Source organism: Streptosporangium sp. NPDC023825, from assembly GCF_040639575.1.
In the GTDB taxonomy this organism is placed as follows: domain Bacteria; phylum Actinomycetota; class Actinomycetes; order Streptosporangiales; family Streptosporangiaceae; genus Streptosporangium.
The window spans coordinates 36,514-57,562 of record NZ_JBFAAE010000003.1; the positions used below are offsets into that span (position 1 = coordinate 36,514).

A 21,049-nucleotide genomic window follows, 5' to 3' on the forward strand; every position below is an offset into this window, starting at 1 on the left:
GACCTCGGGAAACCCTACCGAACCGGTCTTTCCATCCCTATCTTCCGCCCCAACGGCACCAGAACGGTAGACCTTCCCTTGACCTTACGAGGATTGATGAGCCGGGTGATCCAGCCAGTTTGCCATGCGAGGTGAACCCCGGGTTCCGGAATACGGGTATGCGTCCAGCCGCGACTCGCCGGAGCAGCCGCGACTGTCGGGCCGAACGGGTACGGTTGGCTGTCGTGCCGACCGACTCCATCGCCCCATCCGAAGACGTCTCCTCAAAGGTGGATATTCCCCCGGTTGAGGATCTGCTGAGCACCGCCGTCGAGGCGGTGGGCGGGGTCGAGCGCCCCGGCCAGATCACCATGGTGAGGGCGGTGCAGCACGCGATCGAGTCGGGCGACCACCTGGCCGTGCAGGCGGGCACGGGCACCGGCAAGTCGCTCGCCTACCTGATCCCCTCGATCAGGCACGCGATGACCTCCAAGGGCGCCGTGGTCGTCTCCACCGCCACCATCGCGCTCCAGCGCCAGCTCGTCGACCGCGACCTGCCGCGCCTCGCCAAGGCGCTGGCCCCGCAGCTGCCGCACGAGCCGGCGTTCGCGATCCTCAAGGGCCGCCGCAACTACCTGTGCCGCTACAAGGCGAGCGCGGGGTGGCCCGACGAGGAGCAGGACCAGCTCTTCGACCCCCGGGAGGTCAACGCGACGGGCCGGATGGTCCAGCGCATCCAGGAGTGGGCGAACGAGACCGAGACCGGCGACCGCGACGAGCTCGTCCCCGGCGTCAACGAGCAGGCCTGGCGGCAGTTCTCGGTCAGCGCCAGGGAGTGCCTGGGGGCCACGCGCTGCCCGAGCGGCACGGAGTGCTTCGCCGAGCTGGCCCGCGCCCGCGCCGGCGAGTCCGACGTGGTCGTGACCAACCACGCGCTGCTCGCGATCGACGCGATGGAGGACTTCCCGCTCCTGCCCGAGCACGAGGTGGTCGTGGTCGACGAGGCCCACGAGCTGGTCGACCGCGTCACCTCCGTGGTCAGCGGCGAGCTGTCGGAGACGATGATCACGGTGGCCGCGCGGCGGGTCGGCAAGCTCATCGAGCAGCACCTCGCCGACCGGCTCATGGAGAGCGGCGAGGACCTCAAGGCCCTGCTGGCCGCCGCTCCCGCCGGGCGCCTCGACGAGCTCCCCCAGGTGCTCGGGATGACGCTCGCCCTGATCCGCGACGCGGCGTGGGCGTGCATAACGGCCCTCGGCCCGCGCAACGGCGACAAGGACGACCCGGAGGGCGCGGGGCTGCGCAGGGCGGCCTTCACCTCGCTGGACGAGGTCCACGACACCGCGCAGCGCATGCTCGACGCCTTCGGCCACGCCGAGGAGGTCGACCGCGCCGAGGTGGTCTGGCTGGAGGCGGGCACCGACCGGCGCCCGCCCCTGCTGCGGGTGGCGCCGCTGACGGTGGCGGGCATGCTCCGCGACAAGCTCTTCGGCGACCGCACGGTCATCCTGACCTCGGCCACGCTCGCCCTGGGCGGCGCCTTCGACGGCCTGGCCCGCCAGTGGGGCCTGGGCGGCGGCAGGAGCGCCGCCGAGGACGAAAACGGGAAAGAGGGGAAGAAGGAGGGGAAGGGCGGCAAGGGCCGGGCCGGGTGGGCCGGCATCGACGTCGGCTCCCCCTTCGACCACCCGCGCAGCGGCATCCTCTACGTCGCCAAGCACCTGCCCCAGCCGGGCCGCGACGGCCTGCCCGAGGCCTACCTCGAGGAGATCACCGAACTGATCGAGGCCGCGGGGGGCCGCACCCTCGGCCTGTTCTCCTCGATGCGCGCCGCCAAGGCGGCCACCGAGGCGTTGCGCGACCGGCTGAGCGTGCCGCTGCTCTGCCAGGGTGACGACTCCACGATGCTGCTGGTCAAGCAGTTCGCCGAGGACGAGCCGACCTGCCTGTTCGGCACGCTGTCGCTCTGGCAGGGCGTCGACGTCCCCGGCCCCTCGCTGCGCCTGGTCATCATCGACCGCATCCCCTTCCCCCGCCCGGACGACCCGCTCAGTTCCGCCCGCCAGCGCCACGTCGCCGCCAAGGGCGGCAACGGGTTCATGTCGGTCGCCGCCACCCACGCCGCGCTGCTCCTCGCCCAGGGCGCGGGCCGCCTGCTGCGCAGCCAGCACGACAAGGGCGTGGTCGCGGTGCTCGACCCCCGGCTGGCGACGGCCCGCTACGCCGGGTTCCTGCGCGACTCCCTGCCGCCCTTCTGGCCCACCAACGACCCGGCGAAGGTCCGCAGCGCCCTCAAGCGCCTCAACGACTCCTGAGGCCGCCGGCCGCGCGCGGGACACCCGTGCCGAGGCGCCCCGCGCGGGACTCGTACGGACCGGTCGTGACGACGGACCGGTCGTGACTACGGACCGGTCGTGGCCCGGCACGGTCGTGGCCCGGCACGGGTTCCGGGGCATCCCGGCACGGGTTCCGGGGTGTCTCGGAGGCGTGGGCTCAGGAGGTGGTCTCGGCGATGGCCTGCAGGGCCAGCACGTACGACCTCAGGCCGAAGCCCGCGATGGTGCCGGTCGCCACGGCGGCGACCACCGAGTTGTGCCGGAACTCCTCGCGGGCGGCCGGGTTACTGATGTGCACCTCGACCAGGGGCGCGGTGCGCTGGGCGATGGCGTCGCGCAGCGCGTAGGAGTAGTGGGTGAACGCCGCCGGGTTCAGCACCACGGGGATCCGGCCGTCGGCCGCCTCGTGCAGCCAGCCCAGCATCTCGGCCTCGTCGTCGGTCTGCCGGACGTCGACCGACAGGCCGAGCTCCCTGCCGGTGTCCCGGCAGAGCGCGGCCAGGTCCGCGAAGGTCTCCGCGCCGTAGACATCCGGCTCGCGGGTGCCGAGCCGCCCCAGGTTGGGGCCGTTGAGCACGTAGACGGGTCTCATCGGGTCACTCACCGCTCCTTGATGGCCGCGCGCCTGCCGCGCCGCCGACGTCACTCACCCGGCGCGCCGCCCGGCACGGTCCCGCCGCGCCTCGCCGGTGGCCCGGACCCGGCCCCCGCCGCGCGGGCGCCCCCGGGCCGCCGGGGGCGTATGGGCACGGGGACGCGAGGCTCACCGGGCGACCTGGTGGTAGGCGGCCTCGAGGAGCTCCTCCGGCGGGTCGACCAGAGGGGACACCTTCGCCAGGTCGTCCAGGAGGACGAAGCGCAGCTTGGCTCCGCGGCTCTTCTTGTCGAGGCGCATGTGGTCGCGCAGTTCCGGCCAGGCCTCGCGGCGGTAGGCGGTGGGCAGCCCGACCGAGCTCAGGATGGACCTGGTCCGCTCCACGAGGTCGGCGCCGATCCTGCCGTCCAGGCGGGACAGCTCGGCGGCGTAGACCATGCCGATCGCGACGGCCTCGCCGTGGCGCATCCGGTACCCCTCGACGCGTTCGATGGCGTGCGCCAGCGTGTGGCCGTAATTGAGGATCTCCCGCAGGCCGCCCTCGCGCAGGTCGGCTCCGACGACGTCGGCCTTGATCTGGATCTTCCGCTCGATCAGCTCCCGGGTGTGCCGCCCCTCGGGGAGCCTGGCGCCCTCCGGGTCGTCCTCGATGAGCGTGAGAATCCGCGGGTCGGCGATGAAACCACCCTTGACGATCTCCGCGAGGCCGCCCACGTAGTCGTCGCGGGGCACCGAGACCAGCGTCGCCAGGTCGCACAGCACCCCGGCGGGCGGGTGGAAGGATCCCACCAGGTTCTTGCCCTCGGGGGTGTTGATGCCGGTCTTGCCGCCCACCGCCGCGTCGACCATGCCCAGCAGGGTGGTCGGCACCTGCACGACCTTGACGCCGCGCAGCCAGGTGGCGGCGGCGAACCCCGCCAGGTCGGTGGTGGCTCCTCCGCCGACGCCGACCACGGCGTCGGAGCGGGTGACGCCCGCGCGGCCGAAGGCGGACCACAGCCCCGCGGCCACCTCGACCGTCTTGGCGCGCTCGGCGTCGGGCACCGGCAGGGCGACGACCTCGTACCCGGCCGCCTCGATCGCGCCGCAGACCGGGCGGGCGATCTCCGGCAGGCTCTCCGGGTGGATCACCGCGACGGTGCTCACCCCCGCGCCGAGCAGGCCGGGCAGCTCGCCGAGCACCCCGGTGCCGACCACCACGTCGTACGGGCTCTCGCCGGGGACCTCGATCCTGGAGATCGTCACGGCTTCAGGCCCTCCACGATCTCGTCGACGATCTGGCCGGGCTCGCGCTCGTCGGTCGCCACGACGATCGTGGCCAGTCCCTCATAGAGGGGACGGCGGGCGTCCATCAGCTTCTTCAGCTGGCTGCGCGGGTTCAGTACGAGCAGCGGCCGCGCCGAGGCCAGGCCCACCCGCTGGACGGCGTTGGAGAGGCCGACCTCCAGGTAGATCACCGGATGCCCGGCCAGCAGCTCGCGGGTGGCCTCGGCGAGGATCGCGCCGCCGCCCAGGGAGAGGACGCCGTCGTGCTCGGCCAGCGCCCGCCGCACGGCGTCGGCCTCCAGCTCGCGGAAACGCTCCTCGCCGTCCTCGATGAAGACGTCGCTCACCGGCTTGCCCGCCGTGCGCTCCACGTCGGCGTCGGTGTCGCGGAAGGCGACTCCGAGCCGCTCGGCCAGGAGCTGCCCGACGGTCGACTTGCCCGATCCCGGAGGACCGATCAGCACTGCTCGGGGACTCATCTGCTCTCCTTCGACGCCGGCCCGCTCACCGGGGAACCGGGAGCGCCCTCGCCCGGACGCCCGCTCACTTGATCACCAACGAGGAGAGGTAGCCGGACAGGTTGCGGGCGACCTCCTCGACGGAGTCGCCGCCGAACTTCTCGATCGCCGCGTCGGCCAGGATCAGCGCGACCATCGCCTCGGCGACGATCGCGGCCGCCGGAACCGCGCACACGTCGGAGCGCTCGTGGTGGGCCTTGGCGGCCTCGCCGGTCAGCACGTCGATGGTGGCCAGCGCCCGGGGGACGGTGGAGATCGGCTTCATCGCCGCGCTGACGCGCAGCGGCTCGCCGTTGGTCATGCCACCCTCGACGCCGCCGGCCCGGTTGGTCGTCCGGCGCACGCCGTCGGCGGTGTTCTCGATCTCGTCGTGGGCCAGGGAACCGGGGCGGCGGGCCGTCTCGAACCCGTCGCCGACGCCGACGCCCTTGATCGCCTGGATGCCCATCAGGCCGGCCGCGAGGCGGGCGTCGAGGCGGCGGTCCCAGTGGGTGTAGCTGCCCAGGCCCGGCGGCAGGCCGTAGGCGATCACCTCGACGACGCCGCCCAGGGTGTCGCCGTCCTTGTGCGCCTTGTCGATCTCGGCGACCATGGCCGCGCTGCCTTCGGGGTCGGCGCAGCGCACCGGGTCGGCGTCGACCGCCTCCAGGTCGCCGGGGCCGGGGACGACGCCCCGGGTGCTGACGGCCCCGCCGATCGAGACGACGTGGCTGACGATGTCGACGCCGAGGGCCTGCTTGAGGAAGCTCCGCGCCACCTGGCCGAGCGCGACGCGGGCGGCTGTCTCGCGGGCGCTGGCCCGGTCGAGCACCGGGCGGGCGTCGTCGAAGCCGTACTTCTGCATCCCGGCGAGGTCGGCGTGGCCGGGACGGGGGCGGGAGCGCGGCGCGTTGCGCGCCTGGCCCTCCAGCACGGCCGGGTCGACGGGGTCGGCGGCCATGACCGTCTCCCACTTGGGCCACTCGGTGTTGCCCACCCTGATGGCCACGGGGCTGCCGAGCGTCCGGCCGTGGCGGACCCCGCCCGCGATGGTCACGACGTCCTGCTCGAACTTCATCCGCGCGCCGCGGCCGTAGCCGAGACGGCGGCGGCGCAGCGCCTCGTCCAGCTGTGCCGTGGTCACCTCCACCCCGGCGGGCAGGCCTTCCAGGATCGCGACGAGCTCGGGGCCGTGGGACTCTCCGGCGGTCAACCAGCGCAACATGGTGACAAGTCTTCCACGTGTCGCCCACTGGAATGGCCTCCGTTCACCGGTTGAGACATCCGCCGGTGATCGTCCCGCCGGAGGCCGGAACCGGGGGCGGGTGGTCCGGAGGGCGGCGGTCCCGGGACGGACGGCCACGAGGGCGGTCCGGCCAGTGGTCCGGTCGGGGATCCGGTCGGGGATCCGGTCGGGGATCCGGTCAGAGGGCGGTGAGGACGGCGGCGAGGGCGCCGGCGGCCATGAAGGGTCCGAAGGGGATCTCGCTCTTGCGGCCCGCGCGGCGCGCGACCATCAGGGCGGCCCCGTAGAGCCCGCCGGCCAGGAGGCCGAGGAACGCCCCGGTGACCAGGGTGTCCCAGCCCAGCCAGCCGAGGGCGGTGCCCAGGCTCGCCGCGAACTTGACGTCGCCCAGCCCCATCCCCGCCGGGTTGACCAGGAACAGCACCAGGTAGAAGCCCGCCAGGGCGAGGCCGCCCAGCCCTGCGCCGAGCAGGTCCCCGAGGCGGCCGTCGGCGAGGGCCGGCACGGCCAGCGGGACTGCGGTCCCCAGGTAGGCGGCGAGGGTGAGCCGGTCGGGCAGCCGGTGGACGGCGGCGTCGACGAAGGACAGGGCGACCGCGACCACCGCCAGCCAGCCGAAGGCGAGCAGTTCCCCCGCCCTGCCGGCCGGCGTGATCCCCGCCCCCGGCGCTCCCGGCCACGCGGCCGTCCCCGCCGCGTCCGGCCACAGCGCCCGCAGCGCGAGAGCGGCCAGCACCGCCGCGGTCACCCCCTCCACCGCCCCGGCCGCGGGCCAGGGGCCGTACCGTCCCCCTTCGGCCCTCTCGGCCCCTTCCGCCCTCTCGGCCCTATCAGCCTTTTCCGCCCTCTCGGCCCCCTCGGCCCTATCAGCCCTTTCCGCCCCCTCGGCCGCCGAGTGGCGGGCCACCACGCGCCGCGTCCCGGACCCGATCGCCAGCCCCGCCAGGGCCGCGAGCGCGGGGAGGAGCAGAAGGGTCACCGGGGGGCTCATGGACCGACCATAATCCGCGAACCCCGGCCGCGCCGGGGATCCCGGCCACTCCCCGCCCCGTCCGGGGGCCGAAGTGACCTCGGAGGTCATTGACGGGCACCGCGATGATCACGGAGGCTGGAGGCATCCCTACCCCCGGAGGGCCGGACGGCGTGGACACGGATCGCTTCAGCAAGATTCCCGCGGTCATCGCGTCACTCGTCCTCCTGCCGGTGCTGCTCGAACTCCTCGCGTGGTACATCGAGGGCGAGGAGTACGACGTGGCCCGCGCGGTCACCGTGATCGCGGTGATCGTGACGCTCGCCCTCATCGCCACCGTGCTCGGCCGGATCAGGGCGCGGCTGCCGGTGCTGCTGGTGGTCGCGCTGACGGTCACCGCGGCGGGCGAGGCGGTGCTGGGGTTCGTGGCGGCGTTCGGCCCGGTGCTCTGGCGGGGCGGGGTGCCCGGCGAGCTGCACGGGCTGATCACCGCGGGGGTGAGCGCGTTCGCCGTCGCCACCGGCGTCTACCTGCTCGTCCAGTACCGCCGGGGCCTCTACCTGCCGTACCTGGAGGCGGGGATGGGCCCGCTGCCCACCGCCACCAAGCGCAGGGTGATCGGCGAGTCGGAGATCCTGATCCGCACCATGCCGGGCATCGGCCCCTCGGTGGAGAAGGCGCTGGCCAGCTGCGTGGCCATGGTCGACCAGGACGACCTGCACTTCGTGGCCTACTTCGGCGACCAGAAGTGCTGCTTCTACACCGACGTGCTGGAGGACGGCGACCTGGCCCACTTCTTCCACGAGACCGACCAGGAGGAACGCAGGAAGATCTATCTCAGGGCGGGAAACCAGCTCAACTGGCTCACCCAGCGGCTCAACCGGCAGCTGCGCAGGCTGGAGGGCGGCGTCCTGATCCGCACGGTCCTCGACGTGGAGCGCGGGGCCATGTTCTTCTACTGGATCGACGAGACCCGTTACCTCATCGGGGTGACGCTGGACCAGCGCAAGGTCGACGCCTCCGACGACAAGATGGCCAGGCTCGTGGACACGATCCGCGGGCACTTCACCCTGCCCCCGATCAACCAGCGAGAACGCCTCCCCAAACCCCAGGGGCACCTGCGATCCATCCCAAGGAGTGAGCGGTGGCCCGAATCGGGCTCTTGATCGTCGTCGTCGGCTTCGGCTGGCTCGCCGCCGAACTGGGCGGCCTGCGCAATCTGGAACACTCGGGCGCGTACGTGCTGTTCAGCAGCCTGCTGCTCGCGATCGGCCTGTACGGCAGCACGCACGGGATCGATCGCGCCGAGGCCAGGGAGCACTCCCGGCTGATCGTGCTCGCGGTCACCGTCGGGGTGCTGCTGAAGGCGGCGTTCATCGCCGGGGTCGTCTACCTCGTCTCCGGCGACCCGCGGGCGCTGATCATGGCGGTGGTGGTCGCCCAGATCGACCCGCTCTCGGTCGCCGGGGTGATGCGGGACAGCCGGCTGTCGAACCAGGCGAAGACGATCCTCGGCGCGTGGTCCTCCTTCGACGACCCGGTGACGATCATCCTGGCCGTCTACGCGGCGGCGCTGGTGAGCGGCTCGGGGGGCGGCGGGCTGTCGGCCTCGTACTTCGCCGACCTGGGGCTGAACGTGCTGTTCGCGGCCGCGGTCTACCTGCTGTGGCGGCTGGTCAGGAACGCCCCGCCGGTGCTGACGTACGCGACGGCGGCCGGGGCGGTCGTGTCGGCCGCGTGGACCTCCCTCATGCTCGGCATAGCGACCGCCGGGCTCTACCTGCGCCTGCCCGACGCGCGCTGGCTGGGCCGGGCGGTGAGCGTGGCGTTCGCGCTGTCGGCGTTCCTGATGGGCCTGCTGCTCGTCGGCGGGACGAACATGGGCATGGGCGTGTTGCTCGGGCTGGCCGCGTACGCCGCGCAGATGGTCGCCGCCCTGGTGCTCACCCACGGCCTGCCGATGATCGACCGGGTGCACCTGGGGCTGGCCCAGCAGAACGGGGTGACGGCGGTGATCCTCGCCCTGGTCTTCGAGCGCGACTTCGGCGGGTTCGTCGCCGTGATCGCCCCGGCGATCCTGACGGTCAACCTCGTCCACGCGGCGGCCAACCGAACCGCCGACGCCTGGGAGGCTCGTCGATCTCTTCCATCCGCGCCACGGTGACGCCGGGGGCCTCGGCCCCCAGCCGGTCGAGGGTGCCCGACTCGACCGCGGCGAGCGCCCGCAGGAGACCGCCCTCGATCACGAAGGGCACCGGGCCCGCGACGTCCATCACCACGGCCGCGGTGCCCTCGTGCACCGCGGCCTGGCAGACCTGAAGGATCGTGGCCTGGATGGGCCTGGCGTCGGGGCGCCAGCGCCGCAGCGGTTCCGCCCCGGTGAAGGCGAGCACCGCCTCGCGGCCGTCCGCGCCGACGAGCTTGGGGAGGGCCATCTCGCTCTCCTTCTCCTGCCGCAGCCCGTGCTCGCCGATCTCCGACTCCTTCAGCAGGGCGACCACCGGCACGAGCAGCCGGGCCCCGCTCAGCGCGGCGACGACCTCACCGGCCTGCGCCTTCCCCGCGGCGAAGGCCGCGAGCACGGATGTCACGGCGGCGTCGGCGGCGCCGTCGTCGCCGGGGACCAGGGGCTGCGGAATGCTCGGCACGAACCGGGAGCCTACCCGCGGCCGGGACGGGAGGACGAACGCCCCGCCAGGCACGCGCCCCGGCCCGCCCGGGTACGGCACGGACCGGGACGGGTGCCGCCCACCGGCGTCGCCCGTCAGGAGCGCGCCCGGGTACGGCACGGCCGGAGCGCGTACCGCCCGTCAGGAGCGCGTGCCCGGGTGCGGCACGGGCCGGGGCGCGTGCCGCCCGTCAGCCGAGGTCGGCGATGGCGGCCACCGGGCCCCCGCCGCTCGGCCCCTGGTGGACCGCCGCGACCGAGACGAACACGGCCGGGTCGCCGGTGACGCTGGCCGCGACGCCGCCCACGGTGGCCTTGATCTGGCGGTGCCAGTGCACGTCGGAGTCGTCGAGCATGATGTTGCGGCGGCCGCGCACGCTGCCCGACGGGTCGGCCTCGCACTTCATGAAGACGTTGACGAGCCGGTCGCCCAGGTCGGACGGGTGGGGACGTTCGGGCAGCTCGATGCCGCTGGAGCGGATCGCCTCCCAGATGCCGTCGGCGTCCAGCGCGTCCTTCATGACCGAGTGGCCGATCCGGTAGCGGCCGCCGATGCCCCGTACGTTGCCGACGACCACGATCTGGGCCCGGTCCAGCTCGACGCCCGAGGAGCACGACGCGACGGAGGAGTAGAGCGACAGGTCGCGGTGGATCTGGTCGGCGGCGGGCATCTCGATCTCGCCGAGGGCGACGGCGACGCCGAGCGCGGTGGTGGAGTTGGAGATGTCCATCGACGGGCCGGTGTCCTCGATCACCACGTCCTTGCCGCGCGACTTGGCGTCGTTGATCGTGGACAGCGTGAGCAGCGGGGTCTTGGTCTGGACGTAGTGGACGTCGGCGGGGTCGTCGATCCCGGCGAGCTTCATGGCCTCGCGGACCCCGGCGGCGACCTTCTCCACCATCGCGGGGCGGCCGATGTCCTCGGGCAGGATCACGTCGCTCATCGCGATGCCGACGCTCACCCTCGGCTCGTCGTTCGGCTCGGCGTTCGCGGTGGTGGCGAAGATCGTGGCGTGCGGGCTGAGCACGCCGTCGGTCCCGCCCGACCACACCAGCGGCACGCTCTCGGGGGACGGATGCCCCTTGGCCGCGAGCACCCCGCGGAAGGCCGTGTCGGCCAGGATGCGGGTGTAGTCGTTCACCCCGCCGTTGCCCTCGGTCTTGCCGATCACCGCGAGCACCCGGTGCGCCTCGATCACCCCGTCGTCGATGAGCCGGGCGAGCCCGGAGGCGTCGGTCACGCTCTCGATGGGGACCTTGCGCACTTCAATGGGTTCGGGCATCCCTGCCACCTTTCGATCGCGTCATGTTCACTTTCGCACCACGGTGCCGGTCTCCCCGGTGAGCGCCGCTCCCATGTCCTCGAGAGAGGTGATCACCGACCGGTCGCCGCCCTGCTCGACGAAGCGCAGCGCGGCCTCGACCTTCGGGCCCATGCTGCCCCCGGCGAAGTGCCCGGCGGCGTGCAGCACGCGCAGCTCGGCCGCGGTGACGTGGCCCAGGGGCCGGGCCCGGGGCGTGCCGAACCCGACAACGGCCCGGGGGACGTCGGTCGCGATGACCAGGACCGTGGCCCGCACGGCCCGGGCGAGCACGGCTGCGGCCAGGTCCTTGTCGATCACGGCCTCGACCCCGGCCAGCCGCCCCTCGCCGTCGCGGGTCACGGGCACGCCGCCGCCGCCCGCGGCCACGACGGTGAACCCCGCGGCCACCAGCGCGGCCACCGCGGGCGCGTCGAGGATCTCCAGCGGCTCGGGGGAGGCCACCACGCGGCGCCAGCCGCGCTCGAACCGGCGCCAGGTCTGGCCGAGGTCCTCGAACCGGCGCGCCTCCGCCTCGCTGAAGTAGCGGCCGATCGGCTTCACGGGGTCCTGGAAGGCCGGGTCGGCGGAGTCGACGAGCGTACGGGTGACCACGACCGCGGCGCGGCCGCCGAGCGCGTTGAGGATGAGGGTGCCGATGGTGGCCTGCGTCTGCGCCCCGCACCAGTCGAGCGGCACCGGGGGCACGACGTGGGCGGCGAGCTGGTTCTTCAGGATCAGGTTGCCGACCTGGGGGCCGTTGCCGTGGGTGAGGGTCACCTGGTGGCCGTCCTCGATGAGCGCGACGACGTGGCGCACGGCCTGCTCGACCGCGCGGTGCTGGTCGACCGGCGAGGCGCCGCCGTCGGGCCCGGTCATCGCGTTGCCGCCGAGCGCGATCAGTACTCGTTCACCCACCTGGCCGACGCTAACGGCCTCCCCGCCCCACCTCATGGGCACTCGTTGCCCAAGGGGCACCGTTCCTTCGGCACAACCAGCCAACCGGCAGGTTTCCGCGGGCCTCGCGGCGGCGGACATGACACGGAGCCGGTACGGCTCCTACCGTCCGGAGCCCGTATCGGGACGTTCCCCTGCCCCCGTCGCGGGGCGCCCGCTCACCCCAAAAGCGTCCGGGCCATTCTCTCGACCACCGGCGCACGCTGTGGCTGCAGGTAGAAGTGGTCGCCGGGGAAGACCGTCAGGGAGAAGTCCGAGCTCGTACGGGCCTCCCACGACTTGGCCTGGACCGGGGTGACCACCGGGTCGGCGTCGCCGACGAAGGCGGAGATCGGGGTGTGCAGCGGGGGTCCGGGACGGTGGCGGTAGGCCTCGACCAGGCGGAAGTCCGCGCGGACGTAGGGCAGGACGATCTCGCGCATCGCCCGGTGGGACAGGATCTCCACCTCGGTGCCGCCGAGCTTCGCCAGCTCGGCCACGAGGCGGGCGTCGTCGTACTCCGAGATCGGAGGCCTGTCGCGGGGATCGTGCGGCGCTCTCGCGCCGGACACGAACAGCCGCGCCGGGGCGATTCCCCTGGTTTCGAGGCGGCGCGTGACCTCGTAGGCGAGCGTCGCCCCCATGCTGTGCCCGAACAGCGCGAAACGCCTGTCCAGCAGCGGCAGCATCGACCCGGTCACCTCGTCGGCCAGCGTGTCCATGTCGTCAGGCGACGGCTCGTTGAACCGGTCGGCCCGGCCGGGCAGTTGCGTCGCGTGCAGCTCGACGGACGCGGGCAGCAGCTCGGACCACGCGCGGTAGGCGGTGGCCGACCCTCCCGCGTGCGCGAAGCAGAACAGCCTCGTGGTCGCCCCCGGGCGGGGGAAGGCGCAGCGCAGCCAGCTCATGCGACTTTCCCGCTCACTGTCCCGTGGCCCTGGCCGGGGTGCCGGGCCGCGTGCCGTTCCGGCCGGCCTCGATGTGCTTCACCGCGTGTCCTCTCTGGAAAGCGCCGCGATCTCCGCGACGGGCCCGGGATGCACCATGTTCGCATGCCGCGGGCGACCGGATGATCGCGGGCGGCGCCGGGACGGGCTCGGCGCCTCACGTCCCGAGGCGTGCCTCACATCCCGGGACCGGTCTCATATCCCGAGGCAGGCCTCGAAGACGGCGGTGAGGCGGGCGACCACGACCTCGTGGTCGGGGGCGGCCGCGGCGTCGGGACCGTAGAGCTGGCGCATCGTGCCGGTGCCGGTGACGAGCGCGGCGGCGACCGTCGCCCGGAAGGCCGCGTCGGGCCCGGAGAGCCGCGCCGACAGGGGTTCCAGGATCGCCGAGCTGACCCGGTCGCGGATGATCTCGTGGATCTCCGGGGAGCTGGACGACCGGATGAGCGCGGCGAGCACCACGCTCCCCTGGTCGGAGCGGAGCCGGTCGGCGACGTACTCGGCCAGGCGGCGGGGCAGTTCCTCCTCGGGCCCCTCCAGGACGCCGGGAAAGCGCCCGTGCATCGCGAGCACCTCGGCGAACAGCTCCCGCTTGCTGCCGAAGTAGCGGTTGATCAGCGCGATGTTGGCGTCCGCCTCCGCGGCGATCGCCCGCATCGTCACCTGGTCGTACCCGAGGTCGGCGAACAGCCGGCGGGCGGCGTCGAGGATGCGCCGCCTGGTGCCCTCCCTGTCGCGCTGCCGTGTCTCGTCCACCTACGGGATCCTTCCAGATTTGACGAGTAAACAAGCGTCTACTAACTTCATGTGTACTGTACATGTATTGGGGGAAGGTTCATGCCGACCGAACAACGGATCCAGGCCGAGGCCGCGCCGGTTTTCACCCACAGACAGGTGCTGGAGATCCTGGCCGGACTGATGCTCGCCATGCTGACGTCGATGATCTCGACCTCCGTGGTGGGAACCGCGCTGCCGACCATCGTCGGCACGCTCGGCGGTCAGGACCAGCTCGCCTGGGTGGCCAGCGCGACCCTGCTGACCATGACCGCCTCCACCCCGATCTGGGGCAAGCTCTCCGATCTCTACGGCCGCAAGCTCATGTTCCAGGTCGCGCTGGTCGTCTTCCTGCTGGCCTCCGTCGCCGCCGGCTTCTCCCAGGACATGGGCCAGCTCATCGCGGCCAGGGCGGCTCAGGGCATCGGCGCCGGCGGCCTCGCCGCGCTGCCGCAGATCATCCTCGGCGACGTGGTCGAGCCCCGCGAGCGCGGGCGGTACTCCGGCTACATCGGCGCGGTCTTCGGCGTCTCGACGGTGACCGGCCCGCTGCTCGGCGGGTTCATCGTGGACAACATGTCCTGGCGCTGGACCTTCTGGATCTGCGTGCCGCTGGCCGTGGTCGCGTTCGTCGTCATCCAGAAGGTGCTGAAGCTGCCGCTCGTCCGCCGCGACACGAAGATCGACTGGTGGGGCGCGACCTTCATCACCGGCGGCACCACCGCGCTGATGCTGCTGCTCTCCCTCGGCGGCAAGGAGTTCGGCTGGAACTCCGCGTGGACCTACGGCCTGGGCGCGCTCAGCCTGGTGCTGTTCGGCCTCGCCGTCGTCGCCGAGCGCAGGGCCGCCGACCCGATCCTGCCCCCGCACCTGTTCCGCAACCACACCTTCGTGCTCACGTCCGTCGCCTCCCTGCTGGTCGGCGCTGCGATGTTCGGCGCGCTGATGTTCCTGCCGCAGTACCTGCAGATCGTCAAGGGCATGAGCCCCACCGGCTCGGGCCTGATGACCCTGCCCCTGGTGCTCGGCCTGCTCACCTCCTCGATCCTGACCGGCCGGTTCGTCAGCCGTACGGGCCGCTGGAAGATCTTCCCCGTCGTGGGCATGCTGCTGGTCGCGGTCGGCCTGTTCCTGCTCTCCCGCCTGCACGTCGACAGCTCGCTGGTGATCGTCGGCCTCGACAACGCGGTGCTCGGCATCGGGCTCGGCGCCTCCATGCAGATCCTGATCCTGGCCGCCCAGAACGCGGTGACCCGCGCGAACCTCGCCTCGGCGACCTCCGGGGTGTCGTTCTTCCGCTCCCTCGGCGGCGCGGTGGGCGTCGCGGCCTTCGGCGCGATCCTGTCCAACCGGCTCACCGCGGAACTGATCTCCCTGGCGAAGGCGGCACACCTGCCGCTGAGCGGTGGCGCGGTCCCCAGCCTCGGCTCCCCCAAGGCCATCCACGATCTTCCCGCGCCGATCCTGGAGATCATCCTGGAGGCCTTCACCCGGGCGATGAGCGCGGTCTTCGTGGTCGGCGTCCCGATCGCCGTCCTGGCCGCGGTGGCCGCCCTGATGCTCAGGGAGATTCCCCTGCGCTCGGCGCGGACCACCACCCCGACGGCCACCGCCGACCCGGCCGCCCCGCCGGTCGCCACGACCGGTCCGCTCACCCCGCCGGCCACCCCGCAGGCCGCCACGACCGATCCGGCCAGCCCGCCGGCCGTCGCGGGAAGGCGGTAACACCCGCGCCGCCCGGGGCCGGCCCGCTCTCCGGCCGGCCCCGGGCCCTCCCACGCCCGTCTCACCCGAGCCGCCCACCCCTGAACGGGGGCGATCCTCCCGGCGGCGCCGCGAGGATCGCCCCCCTTCCCCGTCCGGGGGTCAGGCCCCGGACGGGGAGGCAGCGGACACGGCCCGCACCGCCACACCCCGTCCGGGGTCAGACCCCGACGCGAGGAAACAGCGGACACAGCCCGCACCGCCACACCCCGTCCGGGGTCAGACCCCGACGCGAGGAAACAGCGGACACAGCCCGCACCGCCGCCCGCGGGCGGCGGCCGTCAGAGCGTCCACTTCTGGTTGGCCCAGCCGTTGCAGTTCCACAGCTGTACTTTGGTCCCGTTCGCGTTGATGGTCCCCAGGTCCGCGTCCAGGCAGCGCCCGTTGTACATGCTGTAGATCGTGCGGCTCGTCGCGTCGTAGATCCATTTCTGGTTGGCCCAGCCGTTGCAGTCCCAGAGCTGCACCTTGGTCCCGTTCGCGTTGATGGTGCCGAGATCGGCGTCCAGACAGCGGCCGTTCTCCTTGCTGTGGATCGTGTGACTGGACACGTCGTAGCTCCACGACTGGTTGTCCCAGCCGTTGCAGCCCCACAGTTGCACCTTCGTCCCGTTCGGGCCGATGCTGCCGAGGTCCGCGTCCAGACAGCGCCAGTTCTGGTGGCTGCGAATGGGACCCCAGGCCGCGGACTCCGAACCCGAGGCGGTCGCCGCGCCGGGGACGAACCCCGCGCATCCCAGCGCGACCGCCGCCGCCGACGCCAGCACCCTGAATCTCCGTCGCATCGTCGATGCTCTCCTTCCTGCGAATCACGGCAGTGTGGAGAGCGGCGCACGCCACCGGGAGGAAACCGCCCAGCCCGATCCACTCCGCACCGCGCGCACCGCTCCCGCGAGCACGCCCGGTCATCACTCTCCGCAGCAGAAGGTACACGCAGAGAGATCGATTCCGGGCCGGCGACACGGCGACCGGCGTTTCGCGGGGTACGGGCGTCCTCCGGGCGGGCTACCGGGGCCCCTCCCCCGCGAGGGAGCCCGTGGCGCGCTCGGCCGCCGTGATCGCGTTGCGGAACAGCATCGCGACCGTGGTGGGCCCGACCCCGCCGACCCTGGGGGTGATGGCCCCGGCCACCCGGGCGCAGGACTCGTCGACGTCGGGCAGCAGGCGCCTGCCCTCGTAGCGCACCCCGCCCCCGATGACGACGGCGCCGGGCTTGACGTGCTCGGGCTGGACGATCCCCGGCACCCCCGCGGCGGCGACCAGGACGTCGGCGCGCCGCGTGTAGCGGGGCCAGTCGCTCACCCCGGTGTGGACGACGGTGACCGCCGCGTTCGCCGTCGGGCGCTTCTGCGCGAGGAGGATCGACAGGGGACGGCCGAGGGTGGCCCCGCGGCCGAGGACGACCACCTCCCGGCCCGCCACCGGGATGTCGTAGTACGCGAGCAGCGCCTCGATCCCGGCGGGCGTGCACGGCAGCGGGCCGGGGAGCTCCAGCGCCAGCCGCCCGATGTTGAGCGGGTGCATGCCGTCGACGTCCTTGTCCGGATCCATGACCTGCAGGGCCCGGTCGTAGTCGAGGTGCTTGGGGACGGGGTGCTGCACGAGCAGCCCGTGCACCGCCGGGTCGTCGTTGAAGGCGGTGATGACCGCGTGCAGGTCCGCCTGGGTGGCGCTCGCGGGCAGGTGCTCGTGCGGCGAGGCGAAACCGAGCTCGGCGGCCTGCCGCTGCTTGATGCGGATGTATCCGGCGCTGGCGTCGTCATCACCGACCAGGACCGTCGCCAGGCTCGGGGTGACACCCTCGCGGGTCAGGGCGGCCACCCGCGCGGCCACGTCGGCGAGGATCCGCTCGGCCACCGGGCCGCCCGGGAGAAGCCGGGCCGACGGCGCGCTCTCGGACTCCGGGCCGTTCGCTGCGTACTGGGACATGCGCGTCCTCTCGGCGTGGGCGCCCAGGCGGTCGACTCCCACGACGAGCTCCCCGATGGTTGATGCCATCCCCTAGCCGCCAGTCGCGTCACCCCCAGGATGCCCGATCACCCCCCGTCCGGTCGAACCGCCCCCGCCGCCGCGCCGAGACCGGCCAGGCGGCTCACGGCCTCGTCGATGACCTCGTCCCGCTTGCAGAAGGCGAAGCGGACGAAGTGCCTGCCGCGCTCGGGGCGGGCGTAGAAGACCTGGGTCGGGATGGCGACCACGCCCGCCAGGGACGGCAGCTCGCGGGTCAGGGCGAGGCCGTCGGTGAAGCCCAGGGGACGGATGTCGGTCTGCACGAAGTAGGTGCCCGCGGGGCGGTAGACCTCGAAGCCCGCCGCGGACAACCCCGCCGTCAGGCGGTCGCGCTTGGACTCTAGGTCCGTCCGCAGGGAGGAGACCCAGTCGAGCTCGTGGCGCAGGCCGTAGGCGACGGCGAGCTGCCAGGGCGCGGCGGCGGTGAAGGTGAGGAACTGCTTGACGGTCTGCGCGGCCCTGACGAGCTCGGGCGGCGCGCAGATCCAGCCCGTCTTCCAGCCGGTGACCGAGAAGGTCTTGCCCGCGGAGGAGATCATCACGGTGCGCTCGCGCATGTCGGGCAGGGTGGCCATCGGCACGTGCTCGACACCGTCGAAGGTGAGGTGTTCGTAGACCTCGTCGGTGACGACCACCAGGTCGCGCTCCAGGCACAGGCGGGCGATCTCGTCCAGCTCGGCGCGGGTGAAGACGGTACCGGTGGGATTGTGCGGGGAGTTGACCAGGACGGCCCGGGTGCGCGGCCCGGCGGCGGCGCGCAGCTCGGCGGGGTCGAAGGTGAAGCGGCCCTCGACCGGGCGCAGGGTGACCGGGCGCAGCACGGCCCCGGCGAGGGCGACGGCGGCGGCGTAGGAGTCGTAGTACGGCTCGAAGGCGATCACCTCGTCGCCGGGCTCGCACAGCGCGAGGATCGTCGCGGCGATCGCCTCGGTCGCGCCGACGGTGACGAGGACCTCGCCGTCGGGGTCGTAGTCGAGCCCGTAGTGGTTCTTGCGGTGCTCGGAGACGGCTCGGCGCAGTTCGGGCACCCCCGGCCCCGGCGGGTACTGGTTGGCGCCCTCGCGGATCGCCGACACCGCGCGCTCCAGCATCGTGGCGGGCCCGTCGGTGTCGGGGAAGCCCTGCCCGAGGTTGATCGAGCCGGTCCGCAGGGCCAGCGCCGACATCTCGGCGAAGATGGTCGTGCCGAACTGGCGCATCCGCGCCACCAGAGGATCACTCACGCGCTCCAGCGTAGTCCCGCCCCCGCGGCGCCTCGTGGTCACGTAGTCCCGCCCCCCGCGGCGCCTCATGGTCACCGCCGCGTCCTCCTCCCGGGGGACATCCCGGCGAACTCCCGGAGGACGTCCCCGCGAGAAGCCGTCCGATCACCGCTCGCGCCGCGGCGCCATCGGCAGAAAAGCCAGGACGGCGTTTGCTCGGCGAATTCCCATGAGCGACTTCCCATGAAGCGACTTCCCGCAAAGCGACACGGGCGGCCGGAGAATCTCCGCCTCCCGTTCCGCCGGAGTACGCAACACGGACACACCATGACGCGCCGAATGCCCGGTCCCCGTCCTCGGCTTCGTAAATGCGGACGGCCGTAAACACCGCGGCGGTGAATCCCGTTCCGTAGATCACCGAAACCCTCTCTCGGTGGTGATGGTCCGACGTAGGGTGAACGCGAAGTCTCGGGAAACCACCGGCGGAGACGACTGACAGATGGCGAACAGCGAGAAGACCGCGGAGACCTCGCCTTCGACGGACACCACCGGCTCGACGGACACCACCGGCTCGACGGAACGCGCGTGGCAGATGGTGACCGGTTTCTCCAACGCCCTCGTCCAGACACTGCTGGTGCTTCTCGCCCTCTCCATTTCCACCGTCTCGAAAGTGCTCCTGGTCTGCGGGATTCTCGCGCTGACGGCACTGACCATCTTCCCCGGCCACCTGCTGAAGAGCACCGCCTGGGTGCGCCGCGCGATTCCGGGACGGCTGTACGGCCTTCTCGGGACGTTCTCCCAGTGGGTGCGCCAGGACGCCTGGTGGCTGCTCTCCGCCGGCGTCCTGGTCACCGTCGTCGTCACCCTGGCCGTCGTTCCCAAGGACGAGCCGTGGGTCACCTGCCGGATCCCCGACGAGATCACGCTCCTGGCGTCCGCCGAGACCTCCCCTGCCATCCAGCGGGCGGCCGGTGAGTTCATGGCCGGGAAGACCGACTGGTGGGGCTGCCGTCAGATGAACATCAACGTCAGCGGGCTGCGCGCCGACGAGGTCCGGGACCGGCTGGGCGACTGGACGTTCCCCGTCCAGCCGGCGACCGGGCGGGCGGGGGAGCCGATGCCCCTGCGGCCCCCGGGGGCCCGGCCCGACGGGTGGATCGCCGACTCCCCGCAGGAGATCGACTACCTGGACAGGAGCGCGGACGGCATGCCGGCGTTCGGCGCGCGGACGGTCGTCGCGACCTCGCCCCTGGTCATCGCCGCGCCGGAGGAGCTCGCCGAGGAGCTCACCGAGGCCAACAGGAAACCGGGAGACCGCGACTGGGCCGACCTGCTGCGAAGCAGGCCGGGCGCCCGGCAGGTCGTGCGCACCCACCCGCTGGCCTCCAACGTCGGCCTGATGGCCACGGCCGCCGCCCCCGGCCGCGCGGAGGGGCTGTCCACGAAGGTACGGCCGGGCGACGACGTCCGCGACGTGATGTGCCGGTACGCGGGTTCGCTCGACACGTCCGCGATGGTCCTGACCGAGCAGCAGTTCCACGAGCTCAACGTCTCCCTGTCGGGCGCCGACCCCGCGCTTCCCTCGTCGGGCGGCTGCGCCGTCCCCGGTGCGGGCTCGCCGGGTGCCGCCTCCGCGCCGGGGAACGCCGGGGACAGGCCGCCGTCGCTGACCGCCGTCTACCCGAGGGGCGGCCACGCCATGCGGTACGCCTGCGTCTCCAAGCGGTGGCCGGACCTGAGGCGGCCCCCCGCCGTCGAGCGGACGGTCAAGGAGTTCTGCGACTTCCTGCGGGAGGCCCTGCCCCGCTACGGGTTCCGTGACGCCGAGGGCCGTCTGGACGTCGGGAGGCTGCCGGCGAAGGCGCCCTGGCTGAGGCCGGGCGCGCCGGTGGCGGCGAGCTGGAAGCCGGACATCTCCAAGCTGCTGTACAAGCTGGCGACCCCGCTCGCCGACCACGTCCTCGTCGTGGTCGACGTCTCCGGATCGATGGCGGGCAACAGGGTGAACGACGGCAGGTCACGGCTGGAGGCGGCGATCCAGGTGGCCCAGCTCGCCGTCACGTCCAGGCGCGGTGAGCTGACCACGGGGATCATGACGTTCTTCCCTGGCGACGACGACGGCCGCGGTGTCCCCCTCGCGCCCGTCGCCGACGGGGGAAGGGCTCTCGCCGGCAGGCTCACCGCCGTCCAGAAGGCCTACCGGGACAGCTCGCACCGCGATCCCCCGATGCGCCCCATCATCAGGAGCGCGCTCGGCCAGATGGCGAGGATCGGTGACCCCGGGGAGCGGAAGGCCGTGCTCGTACTCACCGACGGGGGGAGCCCTCACGGGCTGACCGGCGGGGACATCAGGGAACACGACGGTGTCCGCCTGCTGATGCTCTCCTTCGACCTGCACGGCTGCGCCACGGCCCCGCTGCCGAAGCTCAGGGACGAGGGCCTGATGTCCTGCTACGACGCGAGCACCGACCCCGACCAGAAGCTGGACGACGCGTTCACCGAACTCCGGACGGTCACCGATTGACGTCCTCCCCAGGGCCGAAGCCCGAGGTCTCCAC

18 protein-coding genes are annotated in these 21,049 nt (G+C 72.7%); 5 read left to right on the forward strand and 13 right to left on the reverse strand.

What is annotated here, in order from left to right:
* Positions 1 to 224: 224 nt before the first annotated feature.
* On the forward strand, positions 225 to 2,294 hold the full coding sequence (locus AB0G15_RS03410; protein WP_362834893.1) for an ATP-dependent DNA helicase: 2,070 nt from the start codon (positions 225 to 227) through the stop codon (positions 2,292 to 2,294).
* A 178-nt stretch (positions 2,295 to 2,472) separates the two neighbouring features.
* Here AB0G15_RS03410 and aroQ read toward each other — a convergent pair whose 3' ends face one another.
* From aroQ to AB0G15_RS03435, 5 genes are all read right to left on the reverse strand, one after another.
* Positions 2,473 to 2,907: a type II 3-dehydroquinate dehydratase gene (gene aroQ, locus AB0G15_RS03415; RefSeq protein WP_362835304.1), complete on the reverse strand. Its 435-nt coding sequence runs from the start codon at positions 2,905 to 2,907 to the stop codon at positions 2,473 to 2,475.
* A gap of 171 nt (positions 2,908 to 3,078) precedes the next feature.
* A complete protein-coding gene (aroB, locus tag AB0G15_RS03420; RefSeq protein WP_362834895.1) occupies positions 3,079 to 4,155 on the reverse strand; it encodes a 3-dehydroquinate synthase in 1,077 nt (358 codons plus the stop codon).
* Positions 4,152 to 4,655 (reverse strand): shikimate kinase, encoded by a 504-nt coding sequence (locus tag AB0G15_RS03425; protein ID WP_362834897.1) that lies wholly within the window; start codon positions 4,653 to 4,655, stop codon positions 4,152 to 4,154. The genes aroB and AB0G15_RS03425 overlap by 4 nt, the downstream gene beginning before the upstream one ends.
* A 64-nt stretch (positions 4,656 to 4,719) precedes the next feature.
* Positions 4,720 to 5,898 (reverse strand): chorismate synthase, encoded by a 1,179-nt coding sequence (gene aroC, locus AB0G15_RS03430; protein ID WP_362834899.1) that lies wholly within the window; start codon positions 5,896 to 5,898, stop codon positions 4,720 to 4,722.
* A gap of 199 nt (positions 5,899 to 6,097) precedes the next feature.
* The gene (locus tag AB0G15_RS03435) at positions 6,098 to 6,910 is read right to left on the reverse strand and encodes an A24 family peptidase (protein ID WP_362834901.1); all 813 of its coding nucleotides are present in this window, start codon (positions 6,908 to 6,910) and stop codon (positions 6,098 to 6,100) included.
* Positions 6,911 to 7,062: 152 nt separating this feature from the next.
* Here AB0G15_RS03435 and AB0G15_RS03440 point away from each other — a divergent pair, with 152 nt between their 5' ends.
* Together AB0G15_RS03440 and AB0G15_RS03445 are read left to right on the forward strand one after the other, a co-directional pair.
* On the forward strand, positions 7,063 to 8,055 hold the full coding sequence (locus tag AB0G15_RS03440; RefSeq protein ID WP_362834903.1) for a hypothetical protein: 993 nt from the start codon (positions 7,063 to 7,065) through the stop codon (positions 8,053 to 8,055).
* Positions 8,034 to 9,053, forward strand: a complete 1,020-nt coding sequence (locus tag AB0G15_RS03445; protein WP_362834905.1) for a hypothetical protein — start codon at positions 8,034 to 8,036, stop codon at positions 9,051 to 9,053. The genes AB0G15_RS03440 and AB0G15_RS03445 overlap by 22 nt, the downstream gene beginning before the upstream one ends.
* On the opposite strand, the gene AB0G15_RS03450 is transcribed toward AB0G15_RS03445, so the two are convergent.
* From AB0G15_RS03450 to AB0G15_RS03470, 5 genes are all read right to left on the reverse strand, one after another.
* Complete coding sequence (locus AB0G15_RS03450; RefSeq protein ID WP_362834907.1) at positions 8,974 to 9,537, reverse strand: SseB family protein; 564 nt, start codon at positions 9,535 to 9,537, stop codon at positions 8,974 to 8,976. The two genes, AB0G15_RS03445 and AB0G15_RS03450, sit on opposite strands and share 80 nt — an antisense overlap.
* A 211-nt stretch (positions 9,538 to 9,748) precedes the next feature.
* Positions 9,749 to 10,840, reverse strand: coding sequence for a ring-opening amidohydrolase (locus AB0G15_RS03455; RefSeq protein ID WP_362680789.1), 1,092 nt, complete (start codon positions 10,838 to 10,840; stop codon positions 9,749 to 9,751).
* Between the two features lie 27 nt (positions 10,841 to 10,867).
* Positions 10,868 to 11,776: a carbamate kinase gene (arcC, locus tag AB0G15_RS03460; protein ID WP_362834909.1), complete on the reverse strand. Its 909-nt coding sequence runs from the start codon at positions 11,774 to 11,776 to the stop codon at positions 10,868 to 10,870.
* A gap of 197 nt (positions 11,777 to 11,973) precedes the next feature.
* On the reverse strand, positions 11,974 to 12,702 hold the full coding sequence (locus AB0G15_RS03465) for an alpha/beta fold hydrolase (RefSeq protein ID WP_362834911.1): 729 nt from the start codon (positions 12,700 to 12,702) through the stop codon (positions 11,974 to 11,976).
* Between the two features lie 234 nt (positions 12,703 to 12,936).
* A complete protein-coding gene (locus tag AB0G15_RS03470; protein ID WP_362834913.1) occupies positions 12,937 to 13,497 on the reverse strand; it encodes a TetR family transcriptional regulator in 561 nt (186 codons plus the stop codon).
* 81 nt (positions 13,498 to 13,578) lie between these two features.
* On the opposite strand from AB0G15_RS03470, the gene AB0G15_RS03475 reads away from it, so the two are divergent.
* Positions 13,579 to 15,240: an MDR family MFS transporter gene (locus AB0G15_RS03475; protein ID WP_362834915.1), complete on the forward strand. Its 1,662-nt coding sequence runs from the start codon at positions 13,579 to 13,581 to the stop codon at positions 15,238 to 15,240.
* A gap of 320 nt (positions 15,241 to 15,560) precedes the next feature.
* Here AB0G15_RS03475 and AB0G15_RS03480 read toward each other — a convergent pair whose 3' ends face one another.
* From AB0G15_RS03480 to AB0G15_RS03490, 3 genes are all read right to left on the reverse strand, one after another.
* Positions 15,561 to 16,064, reverse strand: a complete 504-nt coding sequence (locus tag AB0G15_RS03480; RefSeq protein ID WP_362680804.1) for an RICIN domain-containing protein — start codon at positions 16,062 to 16,064, stop codon at positions 15,561 to 15,563.
* A gap of 220 nt (positions 16,065 to 16,284) precedes the next feature.
* Entirely contained in the window at positions 16,285 to 17,208 is a 924-nt protein-coding gene (locus AB0G15_RS03485) for a tetrahydrofolate dehydrogenase/cyclohydrolase catalytic domain-containing protein (protein ID WP_362835306.1), read from the reverse strand.
* Positions 17,209 to 17,315: 107 nt separating this feature from the next.
* Positions 17,316 to 18,512, reverse strand: a complete 1,197-nt coding sequence (locus AB0G15_RS03490) for a pyridoxal phosphate-dependent aminotransferase (RefSeq protein WP_362834917.1) — start codon at positions 18,510 to 18,512, stop codon at positions 17,316 to 17,318.
* 478 nt (positions 18,513 to 18,990) lie between these two features.
* Between AB0G15_RS03490 and AB0G15_RS03495 the strand changes: the two genes are divergently transcribed.
* The gene (locus tag AB0G15_RS03495) at positions 18,991 to 21,015 is read left to right on the forward strand and encodes a VWA domain-containing protein (RefSeq protein WP_362834919.1); all 2,025 of its coding nucleotides are present in this window, start codon (positions 18,991 to 18,993) and stop codon (positions 21,013 to 21,015) included.
* Positions 21,016 to 21,049: the final 34 nt, after the last annotated feature.